Annotated in this window: 14 protein-coding genes; 7 read left to right on the top strand and 7 right to left on the bottom strand. The window is 59.3% G+C overall.

What is annotated here, in order from left to right; translation table 11 throughout:
* Positions 1-98: 98 nt before the first annotated feature.
* Entirely contained in the window at positions 99-545 is a 447-nt protein-coding gene (locus KEHDKFFH_RS06205) for a flavodoxin (RefSeq protein WP_104321114.1), read from the bottom strand.
* A 79-nt stretch (positions 546-624) separates the two neighbouring features.
* Positions 625-1,728, bottom strand: coding sequence for a GGDEF domain-containing protein (locus tag KEHDKFFH_RS06200; protein WP_104321113.1), 1,104 nt, complete (start codon positions 1,726-1,728; stop codon positions 625-627).
* A 208-nt stretch (positions 1,729-1,936) separates the two neighbouring features.
* On the opposite strand from KEHDKFFH_RS06200, the gene KEHDKFFH_RS06195 reads away from it, so the two are divergent.
* Positions 1,937-3,496: an inorganic phosphate transporter gene (locus tag KEHDKFFH_RS06195; protein WP_104321112.1), complete on the top strand. Its 1,560-nt coding sequence runs from the start codon at positions 1,937-1,939 to the stop codon at positions 3,494-3,496.
* Between the two features lie 89 nt (positions 3,497-3,585).
* On the top strand, positions 3,586-3,852 hold the full coding sequence (locus tag KEHDKFFH_RS06190; protein ID WP_069182143.1) for a hypothetical protein: 267 nt from the start codon (positions 3,586-3,588) through the stop codon (positions 3,850-3,852).
* 172 nt (positions 3,853-4,024) lie between these two features.
* Here KEHDKFFH_RS06190 and panP read toward each other — a convergent pair whose 3' ends face one another.
* The 4 genes from panP to KEHDKFFH_RS06170 form a co-directional block, all read right to left on the bottom strand.
* Entirely contained in the window at positions 4,025-5,701 is a 1,677-nt protein-coding gene (gene panP, locus KEHDKFFH_RS06185; protein ID WP_104321111.1) for a pyridoxal-dependent aspartate 1-decarboxylase PanP, read from the bottom strand.
* Positions 5,702-5,889: 188 nt separating this feature from the next.
* Positions 5,890-6,234, bottom strand: a complete 345-nt coding sequence (locus tag KEHDKFFH_RS06180; protein WP_053113183.1) for a DUF503 domain-containing protein — start codon at positions 6,232-6,234, stop codon at positions 5,890-5,892.
* Between the two features lie 142 nt (positions 6,235-6,376).
* The gene (locus KEHDKFFH_RS06175) at positions 6,377-8,077 is read right to left on the bottom strand and encodes an isovaleryl-CoA dehydrogenase (protein WP_104321110.1); all 1,701 of its coding nucleotides are present in this window, start codon (positions 8,075-8,077) and stop codon (positions 6,377-6,379) included.
* Positions 8,078-8,079: 2 nt separating this feature from the next.
* Positions 8,080-8,712 carry a TetR/AcrR family transcriptional regulator gene (locus KEHDKFFH_RS06170; RefSeq protein WP_104321109.1) on the bottom strand — a complete coding sequence of 211 codons (633 nt, stop codon included), beginning with the start codon at positions 8,710-8,712 and terminating at the stop codon, positions 8,080-8,082.
* 272 nt (positions 8,713-8,984) lie between these two features.
* Here KEHDKFFH_RS06170 and KEHDKFFH_RS06165 point away from each other — a divergent pair, with 272 nt between their 5' ends.
* From KEHDKFFH_RS06165 to KEHDKFFH_RS06145, 5 genes are all read left to right on the top strand, one after another.
* On the top strand, positions 8,985-9,206 hold the full coding sequence (locus KEHDKFFH_RS06165) for a hypothetical protein (RefSeq protein ID WP_091988402.1): 222 nt from the start codon (positions 8,985-8,987) through the stop codon (positions 9,204-9,206).
* A 158-nt stretch (positions 9,207-9,364) separates the two neighbouring features.
* Complete coding sequence (locus KEHDKFFH_RS06160; RefSeq protein WP_104321108.1) at positions 9,365-10,387, top strand: lipase secretion chaperone; 1,023 nt, start codon at positions 9,365-9,367, stop codon at positions 10,385-10,387.
* A gap of 141 nt (positions 10,388-10,528) precedes the next feature.
* Positions 10,529-11,548: a porphobilinogen synthase gene (gene hemB, locus KEHDKFFH_RS06155; protein WP_104321107.1), complete on the top strand. Its 1,020-nt coding sequence runs from the start codon at positions 10,529-10,531 to the stop codon at positions 11,546-11,548.
* 51 nt (positions 11,549-11,599) lie between these two features.
* Positions 11,600-13,741: a polyphosphate kinase 1 gene (gene ppk1, locus KEHDKFFH_RS06150; protein WP_104321106.1), complete on the top strand. Its 2,142-nt coding sequence runs from the start codon at positions 11,600-11,602 to the stop codon at positions 13,739-13,741.
* 21 nt (positions 13,742-13,762) lie between these two features.
* Positions 13,763-15,052 (top strand): DUF945 family protein, encoded by a 1,290-nt coding sequence (locus KEHDKFFH_RS06145; protein ID WP_104321105.1) that lies wholly within the window; start codon positions 13,763-13,765, stop codon positions 15,050-15,052.
* 26 nt (positions 15,053-15,078) lie between these two features.
* Here KEHDKFFH_RS06145 and KEHDKFFH_RS06140 read toward each other — a convergent pair.
* A partial coding sequence (locus KEHDKFFH_RS06140; protein ID WP_146084194.1) for a transposase occupies positions 15,079-15,191 on the bottom strand: 113 nt, incomplete at its 5' end.

Raw genomic sequence — 15,191 nt, 5'->3', positions numbered from 1 at the left:
TACCGTTTGATTGTCGTTGTCCAAAGGAGTATGGCGTGTCGCCTTTGGCGGCTCAAGTCACCGGCAGGGCCTGTTTGGCAAAATTTTGTAGCCAGGACTCAGATCTGCTCAAGCCATGACCGGACCCAGGGCAGGGCTTCGGCTTCCGGCTCCATGGTTTCCAGGGCATCAATTCGAAGCGTGTCTCCCACCTTGCGGGCAGCGGTTTCGTAAAGCGCTTCCTCGACCAGGTCGCCGGCGCCACAGAAGGTGTCACCGTAGGAGCTGTCACCCAGCACGATTATGCCAAATGGCCGGCCGGGCTGTTGGGGCAGCTGGTCCCGAAGGTCCAGATAGAAAGGCAGTAGATTCGCTGGCAGTTCACCCTGCCCGGTTGTGGATGTGCACACCAGAAGCGGATCATTGTTCGAGGTGATGTCGTCCAGGGCCGGATTTTCCAGCACGGTCACGTGGTGCCCCTCGCCTTCCAGCTGCTTCTTGATGGCTCTGGCCGTCAGGAGTGCGCCACCGTAGACGCTGCCCACCAGGATTCTGATTGATGTCATAGGTTACCTGTTCGCTGCCGTGGAAATGACCATACGGTTATTCGGTGGCGCACGATCATAGCGGGAGTGCTTTGCTGCCTCAAGGTGAGCGGATGGGTGAGGACTCCTTTTCCTGGCTACGAACCCGCGGTGCTATCCGGTTGCGCCCGGATTCCTTGGCATTGTAGAGGTTCAGGTCCGCCTGTTTGAGCAGATCATCAAGTGAGCGGGCCTTGGCAATGGAGCAGACACCGGCGCTGATGGTCACCGGTAACGACTGATCCCTGAACCGGAACGGGTGCCCGGCAACTTGAGACCGCAATCTTTCAGCCAGTGTCAGGGCCTGGAGCAGGGAAGTGTCAGGCAATAGCACCAGAAATTCTTCGCCGCCCCATCGCGCCGCGACATCCGCCTGCCGAATCACGGTTCGCATCAATGCAGCGAACTCCCGCAGGACATCGTCGCCAGCGTCGTGCCCGAACTGGTCGTTGATCTGTTTGAAAAGATCGAGATCGATCAGGGCAATGGAGAAGTGATGGCCGGAGCGCTGGTAGCGGGAAAACTCCATGGTCAGGCGGTTCTGCATGTCACGGCGGTTGGCCAGCCCGGTGAGCTCGTCCGTCCGTGCTGCATGCTCGTGGGTTTCCGCAAGGGCCAGAAGTTCATTGCGTGCCTTCAGACGGCTGGCTTCAAGGACAAAGCAGAAAATGGATTCAAAGGTCAGGGCAGCGAAAAAACGAATCTTGAAATCCATGCTGTATTCCGCGGACACCAAGGGCAGCCCGGGAAACTGGAATACCACGACCGCAATCAGATAGCAGAATAGCAGAACGGCCGTACCGGTTTTCAGGTCGGTCAGGTAGAACAGCAGCGGCGGAAAGACGTAGAACCAGAGTGGCCCGGTGTTGCTCTCGCCGCCGGACGCAATCAGGTAGGTGAAAAGCAGGCCGACAATAACGATCATCCCGGCTTTCTGGCGTGCGCGGTTACCGGTGCTGGCAAAGTGCAGCATATTCACGGCAATCAGACCGATGAAGGACCAGAGCACCCAGGCATGGGTTGTGTGTCCGGCGAACCAGGCCTTGGTACCGATGCCAACCAGAAAAGCGATAGCGGTTGCCGAGAGCCAGGTAAGCAGACGCGAGACCTGGGCGTCTTCCCGTTCGCCGGCAGCAAGCTGCCCGGAGGAAGGAGAGTGAGGCATGGGAACCTTATTTTGCTGTTTTTGTAATTTTTACACTTATTTTCGGAATTATGAGTCAATTTAGTGCGTTTTTGCACTCCCGTCTGTGATTTGGTTAGTCTGTGTGAATTGTGACCGTTTTATTTCATTTTCATGTCAAAAATTTTATAGTTGCCGCGCGACAGAGCTCGCCCCCAATCCTCACAGACTAAACGAGACCTGATCTGTTATGGCCCGTTCGAGCGGATTCCTGGATACCCTTCTTACCAGCCCTACCACGGAACGATACAGGGTCGGCATCAGCCTGCTTTTTTTACTGGGCGTGTGGCTGACTGTCGGAGCATTCAGTCAGGGAATGCCCAGCAGCATGTTGCTAATGGCCGCCGCGGTCATTGGCGGTTACATGGCGATCAATATCGGCGCCAATGACGTTGCCAACAATGTTGGCCCCGCCGTGGGTTCCGGGGCTTTGTCCCTGGGTGCGGCTGTCGTTATTGCCGCCATTTTTGAGGCGGGCGGTGCGATTATCGCGGGCGGTGACGTGGTTTCCACCATCAAGGGGGGCATCATCGACCCCTCCAGCCTGGAAGACGGTCGGGCGTTCGTCTGGCTGATGACCGCCGCCTTGCTGGCGGGCGCGCTCTGGCTGAATCTGGCCACCTGGATGGGTGCGCCTGTGTCTACAACCCACTCCATTGTTGGTGGCGTTCTGGGCGCCGGTATCGCCGCCGGTGGCTGGGGAATCGCAGACTGGGCGGTGATGGGCAAGATTGCCGCCAGCTGGGTAATTTCGCCGGTTCTCGGTGGTGCGCTGGCAGCCCTGTTCCTGTTCGCGATCAAGAAGACCGTGCTATATCGGAAAGAGGTCATTCCGGCAGCCAGGACCTTTGTTCCCTGGCTAGTGGCAATCATGGCCTGGGCTTTCGGAACCTATCTGATGATCAAGGGCGTAAAGAAAATCGTCAAAGTCGATTTTCTTGAGGCGACGCTGATCGGTCTTGCTGCGGCTGCCGTCGTCTTTTTCATCATGCGCACCCTCGTGGGCCGCATGGCATCGACCATGGAGAACAGTTCGGCGGGTGTGAATACCCTGTTTACCTGGCCGTTGATCTTTGCTGCCGCCCTGCTGAGTTTTGCTCACGGTGCCAATGATGTGGCCAACGCCATTGGTCCGCTGGCGGCCATCAATGATGCCCTGTCTGCCGGGGCGGTTGTGACCTCTGCGAGCATTCCGCTGTGGGTGATGATGGTGGGTGCCCTGGGTCTGGCCGTTGGCCTGATGCTGTTCGGGCCGCGCCTGATCAAGACCGTTGGCAGTGAAATCACCGAACTAGACAAGACCCGTGCCTTCTGTATTGCTCTTTCGGCGGCGCTTACGGTGATCCTCGCGTCCCAGCTGGGCCTGCCGGTCAGTTCCACCCACATCGCCATTGGCGGCGTGTTCGGCGTGGGCTTCCTCAGGGAGTACCTGAAGTCCAACTATGCAACCCAGCTGCACAAAATCATGGAGCACCACGATCCTGCCGAGCAGGAGCGTCTCAAGCCCTTCCTGGATGATTTCCGTAATGCCTCGGTGGAGGAGATGGAGAATCTGCTCAAGCAGGCCAAGAAGAAAAAACAGGTGCCTCTGTCCAAGTCCGAGCGCAAGCGCCTGAAGAAGATCTACCGGGAAGAAATGGTGAAGCGTTCGCACCTGGTGCGCATTGCGGCGGCCTGGATCATCACTGTGCCGGCGTCTGCCATCATGGCGGCGATCCTGTTCTTTACGCTCCGGGGCTTGTTGATCTGACCGGGCTGGTTGTATAAACCGAGTTTGGTCATACTATCTTTCAAAAGGGGTGGCTCACCCCTCAAGCCTATTTGTCCATGGAGTGAAGTATGAGTTCATCCGTTGAAAGCCGTCAGGCGAAGATGATTGATGAGCTGAGGACCTTTATCAAGAAGGTTCTCAGCGATCCGACCATTGCCGTTAAATCCATGGAGATCGCCCGCAAGCATCGTGGTCAGCCGAATGCCGAGGAGCTGATTGCACAGGAGATCAGTGCCAGCACCAATATCCGGATTCCGGAGAACTGGAGTGAGGCGGATAAGATGTTCCTGGATATCATCCATGATGTTCTGGATGATGAAGAGGCGCTTTACTGAGATTCCCCTAGGTTACGGGGCCTAAAGCCTCGGGGAAGAGCCAGCAGGGTGGGTGTTTCGAAAACACGCTCCTTGCGGCACGTCCCTGTGACGCTTGGGCTCCGCCATCCATGGCTCCGCACAGTTTTCGAAACACCCACCCTGCTGACTCGCCAAACTTGTTGAATCGCCTTCAGGCCTGTCTCACGCTCGGCGTGGTCTGTTTCAACACAGCATCCGCCATCTGGTGCAGGATGCTGATCTCATCCTCGATACCTTCATCCCGCGACAACTCTCTCTGCTCGGCAAGAATGTCTGCCAGGATTTCCCTGGTGGTCAACGGGTTGGCCAGTACCACCCGGAATACGATGCACGGGAAATTGAAGTAGCGGGCCGGCTCCAGCCGGGTCCGTGACACGAATGCCTTGCCCCGTTCCCGTTGGGTTTTCTGGATGAACTTGGTGATCCGGTTCAGGCAGGTGTTGAGCTTTTCCGCCTGCAGGGGATCGGCAATGGCCAGGGCTTCCTGGACGTTTTCCGGGCAGTAGCGGTAGGTCAGGATGTTCAGTTCGGGTTTGGTAACCAGCTCGAAATCCGGTTCTGCTTCGATCATTTCCGCGAAGGTCTTGGCCTTGTCGATGCCCTGGTCTATCAGGATCTCGTAGCCTTCCCGGGCCAGGATTTTCAGGCCGGAGTGGATCAGCATGGACATGCCAGGCCGGGAGCCTTCCAGGGTAGTGCTGCCGAGGTCCCGTGAGCCCTTGCGGATGATGTACTGGGCGTGGTGTTCCACGGCGCTGGCCAGGCTCGGGTCGCGGAAAACGACCAGGCCTACGCCCATGGGTACGTAGAGCTGTTTGTGGGCGTCGAAGGTGACCGAGTCGGCCTTTTCGATGCCGCGCAGCAGATGTTTGTAGGTGCGGGAGAACAGCGTGGGCCCGCCCCAGGCGGCGTCCACGTGGAAGTGGGCGCCGAATTCCCGGGCGATGTCGGCCATGGCATCCAGGGGGTCGACGTTGCCGGTTTCGGTGGTGCCGGCCACGCCGCAGATGGCCATGACCTTGATTTTCTGGCGCTGCAATTCCAGGCACTTGTCCCGCAGGGCGTCAGTGTTGATGCGGTTTTCGTCGTCGGTATCCACCGGTATCAGGGATTCGCGGCCCAGGCCGAGCACGTCGGCGGCTTTGCGCAGGGAATAGTGGCCGCGGCGGGAGACGACGATGGCGGCGCCTTCGTAGCCGTAGTATTTCAGGGCCCGGAACAGGCCTTCCTGGTGCAGGCCCCGGAAGCTGCCTTCAGCCGGGAACGCCCGGTTGCGGGCGACCCACAGGGCGGTGAGGTTGGCGACCGTGCCGCCGGAGCACATGGCACCGAGGGCGTAACGGGGGTCGTGCATCCACTTGCGGTAGAAGGCGCCGTCTTCCTGGTACACCAGGCGGTGGATCATGCCCAGGACCTGGCGCTCCATGGGCGTGAACGCCTTGGAGGTTTCGGTTTTGACCAGGTTCTGGTTCAGGGCAATCATGATCTTGGACAGCGGCAGCATGAAGTAAGGCAGCGCTGAGGTCATGTGCCCGATAAAGGCCGGTGAGGCGGTGTGAACGGAATTGGCCACCAGTTTGTCGAGCAGAAACTGGGCCTGTTCAGATACGAAGACGGGCTTCTCGGGAATGCTGTAGTCGGAGAAGTCTTTCTCCACATCCGAGAGGTCCCGTTCAACCGCAACGATGTGCTCCTGCAGAAAGCCTGCAAGATTGCGGGAGATGTTCTGGTCAATCCGGCTCAGCGTCGATTCCGGCGCCTCAGGCACCGTGAATACGCGATACATGGCCTCTACCGAGGCCTGGGCGGATTTTTTCTTTCCGGTCATAGGCGCCACTCACAATCAGTGGTCATCCGAAGGGCCGGTTCCGGATGCCCTGCGGATACGGCCGGCACATAAGTCCGGCATTAATTTCTGGTCACCTGCCGCTGGCAGGCGCACTGGCATCCCTGAGGGGGCGTAGTATACGGCCTGGCGACAGCTTACGCCACACGGCCCCTGCCCGGGGTTTCCGGTCAGAGTATTTCCCGGTGTATGTCCAGTATGGCAGCATCCACGCGTTCTTCGATGGCTTTTTCAATCTGGTCCAGCCGTTGGGTGATCTGCTGGGAGGAGGTGCCCAGGGCGGCTATGGTCCAGGTGGCGCAGTCTAGGGCCTCCTGGTCGGCGGTTTCGGCAACGGCCAGGTCGGGTTCTTTGCCCCAGACGGCTTTCAGGGCTGTGAAGACCTTGCGCTTGGCTTTGAGGTCGTCGCAGCCGTAGAGCTGGAAGTGCAGGGTCAGTACGCCCACGTGGGGTGTGATAACCGGCTGCTGGGGCTTTTGGCCTTCCCTCAGGAGTTTTCTCAGGGCTTCTGACATGTTTGGTTCGCCAGGCTTGAAATGGGCGGAAAAGATGTCGGATTACGGCTTCGCCTAATCCGACCTACTGTCCGGGTAAAAGTTAACCGTAGGTCGGATTAGCCGAAGGCGTAATCCGACAGATCTGTCTAACAGCGACCACTTACCCTACTACAGGCGTTGCCCGTTTGATAATGGCTGCCGGATCGGTGCCCGAGGGCAGGTTGCCGTAGTTCATGCCGCCATTGGATTGCAGTCTCGAGGCGCAGAAGGCGTCGGCGACAGCGGTATCCGAGTGGCGCAGCAGCAGGGAGCCCTGCAAGGCCAGGGCCATGCGGTCGACCAGGTTGCGGGCACGGTACTGGAAATCGCTGATGTCGGCGAAGTCGTGTTGCAGCTGAGCCAGGAACTGGTCGAAGCGGCGATCTGCACCTTTTGCTTCGGCGGCCTCCTTGAAGAAGGCGTCGAGGGTTTCCGGCTCTTTTTGCAGGGCGCGCAAGGTGTCCAGGCACTGGACGTTGCCGCTGCCTTCCCAGATGGCGTTGACCGGTGATTCCCGGAACAGCCGCGGCATGATGCAGTCTTCCATCACGCCGCTGCCGCCGATGCATTCCATGGCTTCGTAGGCGTGGTTCGGGGTGCGTTTGCAGATCCAGTACTTACCGACGGGGGTGGCCAGGCGCGCCAGCAGGCGTTCGTGCTCCTTGTCCTGGATGTCCAGGGCGCGGGCGATGCGCATGGTGTAGGCCAGTGCCGCCTCGCTTTCCAGGGCCAGATCAGCCAGGACATTCTGCATCAGGGGCTGGTCAATCAGGCGGGCGCCGAAGGCGCTGCGGTGACGGCAGTGGTGGCTGGCCTGGGCGATGGCCTGGCGCATGCCGGCGGAGCTGCCGATCATGCAGTCGAAGCGGGTCATGGCCACCATTTCAATGATGGTGGGTACACCACGGCCTTCCTCGCCCACCATCCAGGCCAGGGCACCGCGCAGTTCGGCTTCGCTGGAGGCGTTGGCAACGTTGCCCATCTTGTTCTTCAGGCGCTGGACCTGCCAGGGGTTCTTGGTGCCGTCCGGGCGCCAGCGGGGCATCAGGAAGCACGACAGTCCTGACTGTGTCTGAGCCAGTACCAGGAAGGCGTCGCACATGGGGGCAGAGACGAACCATTTGTGGCCCACCAGCTCATAGGCCTGGCCGGGGCCTCCCGAGCCGACCGGATAGGCTCTGGTGCTGTTGGCGCGAACGTCGCTGCCGCCCTGTTTCTCGGTCATGGCCATGCCAATGGTGACCGAGGTTTTCTGGCTGTCCGGCAGATTACGGGGATCGTAGCTGTCGGCCAGTATCCGGGCCTCCCAGTCCGCCGCCAGCTCCGGCTGTTTCCGGATCGACGGGATGGCGGCAAAAGTCATGGTCACGGGGCAGCAGTGGGCGGCCTCCACCTGGGAGTGCATGTAGTACTTGGCAGCACGGGCAACGTGGGCGCCCTGGCCGGGATGGCTCCAGGGACTGCTGTGCAGGCCGTTGTCGAAAGCGATGCGCATCAGCTCGTGATAGGCCGGATGGAAGTCCACTTCATCAATGCGGTGGCCATACCGGTCGTGGGTATTGAACACCGGTTTGTTGGCGTTGGCGCGAAACCCCAGGTCAATGGTTTCCGCGGCCCCGGCCAGGGCTCCGAAGGCCTTGAGGTCCTCGGCGGCTTTACCGGCACCTTCCCGCAGGGCGGCTTCCTGCAGGGCAATATCCTGTTCGAACAGGTTGTAGCTCTCCAGGGCCGGCGGCTGATTGAAGACCTCGTGGGTGGTGGCCAGGTAGCGGTCTTCCTGGTCGTTTGATGGCATCTCTGGCCGGGGCTGCGGCGCGTTCATGGCTACCTCCTGGTGCCGGTCAACCCCTGCATACAAAAGCGGATGATGGAATTGACCAGCGGGTCATTGTTGTCTTCTGTTGCGCTGTTTTCCTGGCTGGTCTGTGTTGGTGACAGTGGGCCAACCAGGCTTTCCGCGATGGCGCCGACCAGGCATGTACTGCTCTGGCGAGCGTCCTGATCCGGGATGCATTCTTCTTCAATGCCTTCGCGGATCGCTTTCTCGAACAGGTTGGCGTAGGCCTTGCGGTACGCCAGCCGTTCCTCCTCAACTTTCGGGTCCACCGGCTCGGCGATCAGTGACCACGCCATTTGCGGACCTTTCAGTGCCCGCTCGGCGAATTGTCTGAGCGCCCGCTCCAGCCGTTCGGCGCCGTTTCCGCCGGATGCCAGGGCTTCGGCGACCTTGTCGACCTCCCGTTGGGTCGCCAGTCGGAAAATTTCGGCGAACAGGTCTTCTCTGGATTCGAAATGCCGGTAAATAGTTCCTGTGGCAACGCCGGCCAAGCCGGCGATACGGGTCACCCGGGCGCTTCTGAAACCGCCTTCGGCCACGCACTGATAGGTGCAGTCCACGATCCGTTTTCGCGCCTCGGCCTTACGCTGGCGCATTTTCTCCGTTTCTCGATAGGCCATTCCGGCTCCCTATAAGTAGTGAATCATTATTCATTTCTTGTGTCAATTTTTTGAGCTACAGGCGATTATAAAATTTCCGCATACAATTCAATTACTTGTTGATAGTTACAAAAAATTACAAAAAAGGCGTTGCCAGTAAATAGCGTGGTCACAAAAAGCAGATTATAAAGACGCCAAGACGAAGCCGCAGGCGGTCGTTCGTCGATACGGAGTGAGGTTCCCTGTGGGGTCGCAGCACTCGACCATCTGTTTTCGTTGATGGAGAAAAGATTATGAGTGAATTCGACGAAAGCAACCTGGAGCAGTCCGGAAGCTGGACCAGCGACAATGACGACAACCATTCCATAGCCGGCCGTGCCCGCGTTCGTGCACAGTTGCAGGCAGACATCGAAGCGTTCCTGAGCCAGGGCGGAAAGATCCAGGAAGTGGATACTTCCTTCCGTTCTGATACACCGCGCAAGGTGGAAGTGGGTTTTAACAACCGCTCCCTCTGAACGTACAGACGGCAGTCCGGGGCGCTCCGCCCCGGCTCCGTTTTTGATCCCTGTCTCGGTATGACCTGTCAGCGTCGTTTATCCTCTTTCATTATCATTTTGCGCCGTTAGCCTGGGCAAATCGCCAGTCACCCGATAATCCGGACCCCTCTGTGGTAATGAAGCCCCGCATCCGTCTTTTCCTTGTTTTGCTACTGATCATAGCAGCTGTCGGCAGCTTCTGGATGATGACTGCAGACCGGGTCGCCGTTGACGACCCGGTTGCTTCGGCGCCGGTTGACGAGCCCCCGATATCCGTAAGCCAGGAGGAGGGCGCTGCTGCGCCGTCCGAGCTCGTCAACAAGGCCTCTTCAGTCCGTGTTCCCGAACAGTTGCCAGCCTCGCTGGCAGGCACGTCAGTCCCGGACGGTTGGGCCCGGACGGACCGGCTCGGCAATCTCATCCCGACCCCCCATCTGCGGCAGCTGTTCGAGTATTTCCTGTCAGCTCTGGGAGAGGAATCGCTGCAACAGTTGGTGGCGCGCATTGAGACGGCTCTGTCGGCCCTGGAAGAGCCGGCGAGATCCCAGGCCCTGGCAACCCTTGGAAACTACCTGGAATACAAGCTGGCTGTTTCTGATCTGGAACAGAGCTACGGAGAGGTGTCCGGACTTGGCGCCAGGGAAATGCAACGGAGGATGGCAGAGATCCAGGCCCTGCGCCGGACCTGGCTGGATGCCGATACTGCCGACGCTTTCTTTGCCGACGATGAGGCAGTGGACCGTTTCCAGATTGAAAAGCTCAGAATCACAAGCGATGACAGTCTGACTGAAGAGCAGAAGGCCGAGGCACTGCGCCAGGCCGAGTCTTCTCTGCCGGAACCTCTCCGGAAGGCCAGGGAGGAAACTCGCCGGTTTGCGGACTATGAACAGGTACGCCAGGAGCTGGCGGATGATCCCCGGGCGCTTGCGGCCTGGCGTCAGGAGGCTTTTGGTGATGCTGCGGCGGACAGGCTGGCCCGGCTTGAGGAGGAGCAAGAGGAATGGAATCGCCGCTGGCAGGCCTACGCCCAGGAGCGGGACCGGTTGTTGTCCTCGGGGCTGGCCGAGCCGGAACGCCAGAAAGCGCTGCAGCGGCTCAGAGCCCGCCACTTCAATGAAACCGAACGGATTCGTGCCCAAGCGTTGGATTCGATCCGGTAATCAGCCTGTCATTTAATCGCTTTATCCTGCTGAGGGAGTCTGCAACCAGCGGCGTTGGCCGTGTATGATGGCGCAAAGGGCGCCCGGCGAGTGCCGCGACGATCCATCAGACTTTTTGTTTAGCCATTCAGGAGGTTGTCAGTGCCGATTCCGACTCCCCGTGCTTTTCCCGCCACCCGCCTGCGCCGTAACCGGGCCAGTGAGTTCTCCCGTCGCATGGTTCGGGAAAACCAGCTCACGCCGGACAACCTGATCTATCCGGTGTTCGTGCTGGAGGGTGAGGGCCAGCGGGAAAAGGTGCCTTCGATGCCGGGGGTGGAGCGTCTGAGTATTGATCTTCTGGTGGAACAGGCCGCGGAGCTGGTGGAATTGGGTATCCCGGCCATTGCCCTGTTTCCGGTAGTTCCGGCTGAGAAGAAGAACCTGTCCGGCTCCGGGGCCTGGGATTCGGACGGTCTGGCCCAGAGAGCGATTCGCGCTCTGAAAAAAGCCCAGCCGGAACTGGGTGTGATTACAGACGTGGCGCTGGACCCATTCACCACCCATGGCCAGGACGGCATCATCCACAACGACGGGTATGTTCTCAATGACGTCACCGTCGAGGCGCTGGTCAACCAGGCGCTTTCCCATGCCGACGCCGGCGCCGATGTGGTGGCACCGTCAGACATGATGGATGGGCGGATTGGTGCCATTCGCGAAGCCCTGGAGAACGGTGGCCATGTGAACACGCGGATCCTGGCCTATTCTGCCAAGTACGCATCAAGCTATTACGGGCCTTTCCGGGATGCGGTGGGCTCGGCGGCCAATCTCGGCAAGGGTAACAAGGCCACCTACCAGATGGATCCGGCCAACGGAGACGAGGCCTTGCATGAGGTCGCCATGGACCTGGCCGAAGGCGCGGATATGGTGATGATCAAGCCCGGTATGCCGTATCTCGATATAGTGCACCGGGTTAAAACGGAATTGCGAGTGCCGACATTTGTTTACCAGGTCAGCGGCGAGTACGCGATGCACATGGCAGCGGCCCAGAATGGCTGGCTGGACGGCGATGCGGTGATGATGGAAAGCCTGATGGCCATGCGCAGGGCCGGAGCCGACGGAATCCTGACCTACTTTGCCGTGCGCGCGGCCCGATTGATGCGGGATCGTCGGCACGGATAAGCCAAACACGCCATTTGCCAGCAGTGGCGAACACACTGGAATCGAGGAATCATGACAACGGAAACGGCGAAGAATCAGACGGCAGGGGATGACCGGAGTGTGCCTGCGCCGGTAGATGTGCCCCCGGTTGGTGAAGAGATCAACCTGGATGCCAATGAAAACTACTTTAACCGGGAACTGAGCCAGCTCCAGTTTAATTACCGGGTACTCAAGCAGGCGCTGGACACGACTCACCCGTTGATCAACCGTCTGATTTTCTGCTGCATCTTCAGCAGCAACATGGACGAGTTCTTCGAGATTCGTGTTGCGGGTCTTCGGCAGCAGATGAAATACGGCCGGGAAACCGTTGGTGCCGATGGCATGATGCCGGACCAGGCCCTGGCGGAGATCAGCCGTGTTGCCCACGAGTATATCCGGGAGCAGTACGACATAATCAACAATGTCCTGATTCCCGAGATGGAGCAGGAGAACATTCATTTCGTCCGTCGTCGGGAGTGGACGCCGGAGCAGGCGGAGTGGGTGCGCACCTATTTTGAAGAGGAAATCCTGCCGGTGGTCAGCCCCATCGGACTGGATCCGTCACATCCGTTTCCACGCCTGGTCAACAAGAGCCTGAACTTTATTGTTGAACTGGATGGCAAGGATGCCTTCGGCCGGGAAACCGGCATGGCGATTGTGCCGGCGCCCCGCTCCCTTCCGCGTCTGGTGCGGCTGCCTGATGATGTCTGCAACGGTGGCGAGAACCTCGTTTTCCTGTCGTCCATGATCCACGCCCACGCCGATGAACTTTTCCCAGGCATGGAAGTGAAAGGCTGCTATCAATTCCGGCTGACACGTAACGCCGACCTTGAACTCGAGGATGACCTGGAAGATCTTGCCTCGGCCCTTCGTGGTGAGCTGCTCAGCCGCCGGTTTGGTGATGGGGTGCGCCTGGAGGTTGCTGACAACTGCCCGGAGGAGCTGGTGCAGTTCCTGCTCAAGGAGTTCGGTCTGACCGAGCGGGATCTTTACCAGGTGCATGGCCCGGTCAACCTGACCCGGCTGATGGCGGTCGGTGGGCTGGTGGACCGGCCGGATCTGACCTATTCTGGCTTTTCGCCGTCGATTCCCAAGCAGATTCGCAGCAAGGAATCGATGTTCGACGCAATCCGCAAGCGCCCGATTCTGTTGCTGCATCCCTATGAGAATTTCAGCCCGGTGGTGGATCTGCTGCGCCAGGCCGCCAAGGATCCCCAGGTTCTGGCAATACGGCAGACCCTCTACCGCACCGGGGCCGATTCGGAAATCGTGGAAGCCCTGGCAGATGCCGCACGCCGTGGCAAAGAGGTTACTGCCGTTATCGAGCTTCGGGCCCGTTTCAGCGAGGCTGAAAACCTGGAGCTGGCCAGCCGGCTGCAGGAGGCCGGGGTGATCGTGGTGTACGGCGTGGTCGGCTACAAGACCCACGCCAAGATGATCCTGATCGTCCGTCGCGAAGAGGGGCGGCTGCGTCGTTATGTCCACCTGGGCACCGGTAACTATCACGCGGGTAATGCCCGCCTGTACACCGATTACAGCTTCATGACCTGTGACGAGTCCATCGGCGACGACGTCAACAAGCTGTTCCAGCAGTTGACGGGCATGGGCAAGGCTCTGAAGATCAAAAAGCTTTTCCATTCGCCATTCACCCTGCACTCGCGCCTGCTCAGCCTGATTGAGCGTGAAGCCAGCTATGGCGAAAAAGGCCGGATTATCTTCAAGTTCAATGCGCTCACCGAGATCCAGCTGATCAAGGCGCTTTACCGGGCCTCCCAGGCGGGCGTGAAAATCGATCTGATTATCCGCGGTATCTGCTGTTTGCGTCCCGAAGTGCCGGGCCTCTCCGAGAATATTCGGGTAAGGTCCATCATCGGACGTTTCCTTGAGCATACCCGGGTCTACTACTTCGGCAACAATGGCCGCCCGGATGTTTATTGTTCCAGCGCCGATGGTATGGAGCGGAACCTGCTTAGCCGTGTTGAAACCGCTTTTCCCCTGGATGATCCTGAGCTCGCTGCCAGGGTCAGGGAAGATCTGGATACCTATCTGGCCGATAATTGCCAGTCCTGGGTCTTGCAACCGGACGGCAGCTATATCCAGAACCAGCCCGGTGACGACGAAGAGCGCCTGGCCTCCCAGCTGGTACTGCTGGAAAGGCTGACCGGAAAGACCTGATTCCTCAACTGGAGAACGCGTTTGAATGCCAAATGGATGATTGCCGGCGCCGGTGTGCTGGCTGTGGCCGGTGGCCTGCCCTGGGTCGTAGGGTACGTCACTGAGCAGCAGTGGCAGCAGGCAACGGCCGAGGTGAACAGTGCCCAACCGTTTCTTCGCATGGAAACCGAAAACTACCAGAGGGGCATTCTCGGTGCCCGGCTCAATGGTTCGGTCAACCTGAGGAATCCGGAAACCGGAGAGTCCCGACAGTTTGCCTATCGTGCCACGGTGACCCATGGGGTGACCGGCAGCCTGATGGATTTTGAGCCCGAGGGAGGCTGGTCTTCAGGGGATCTGGACTGGTCTTCCGGCGAGGAGCCAAGGCTGACTCTGGAAACCCGGCTCTGGGGCACTGCAGTACTTGAGCTCGAAGCGCCTGAGGTGAGCATCACTGACGCGGATACCGGGGAAAGCCTGGCTTCGAGTGGCGGTCTGGCAAGAATCGAGATCAGTGATGCAGGCTCGCAAGCGGATGCTCTGATGGTCTGGCCGGCCTTAACCCTGTCTGGTCCGGATGTGGATATTCGGGTCAGTGACTTCCGCCTCGAGCAGACCATGAGCCATCTCACGGGTGAGGTCTGGACCGGCTCCGGCGAGATTGTGGTGGACTCGGTTGCGGTGACACCGGTTGCGGACGCGCCCTTCACGCTCCAGGAGATTTCGGTACGCAGCAGCAGTGAGCCAGTCAATGATGGCGAACGCCTGGATTCGCGAATGGCTTTCGAGGTTGCCGGCGTTGCAACGGCCAATGAGCGGTATGGCCCTCAACGGCTGGTGTTCGCTTTGTCAGGGCTGGATGTGGCGGCCTGGAGCGGGCTTACCGAAAGCCTGTCATCGCTGCAGGCCCTGGCCCTGAGCCAGGCCTCTGGTGGTCCACAGCAGGTCGAACAGCAGATGGCCGCCATGCAGCAGGTAAACACGGCCCTGCGTGACCTCGCCGCTGCCGGCTTCTCGGTTGGTTTCCCGGAACTGACCGTCACCACTCCGGAAGGTGTGGTGGAGGGCAGTGCAAGTATTTCCCACCCGGAGCTGACAGCGGATCAGAAGGGCGAGATGCTGATGGTGATGCAGCGGCTGACCGGCGAAATGGACCTTAGCCTGCCACTTGCGCTCGCGGAGGAGTATCCCGAATTCCAGCTGCAGCTGGCGCCTCTGATCAAACAGGGGCTGCTGGTTCAGCAAGGCGACCGGCTGGTGCTTGATGCCAGTATGAAAGACCTGATGCTGGACGTGAACGGAGTGGAGATCCCTCTGCCGCCTTTGCTTTGAAGCCTGGTTTAGTGCCAAAAAAAGGTTCATCGCGCTTTACCGGGAAACGCTGCTTTTATCTTTAGGAAGAAGTAATCGTTGTCCCGGTAGCCATAAGCCATCCGCTTGATCACCTTGATCTTGTTGTTCATTCCCTCCA

Source organism: Marinobacter maroccanus (assembly GCF_002933275.1).
GTDB lineage: Bacteria > Pseudomonadota > Gammaproteobacteria > Pseudomonadales > Oleiphilaceae > Marinobacter > Marinobacter maroccanus.
The sequence above is the reverse complement of the archived record's forward strand: the minus strand, read 5'-3'. Positions and strand labels throughout refer to the sequence as shown.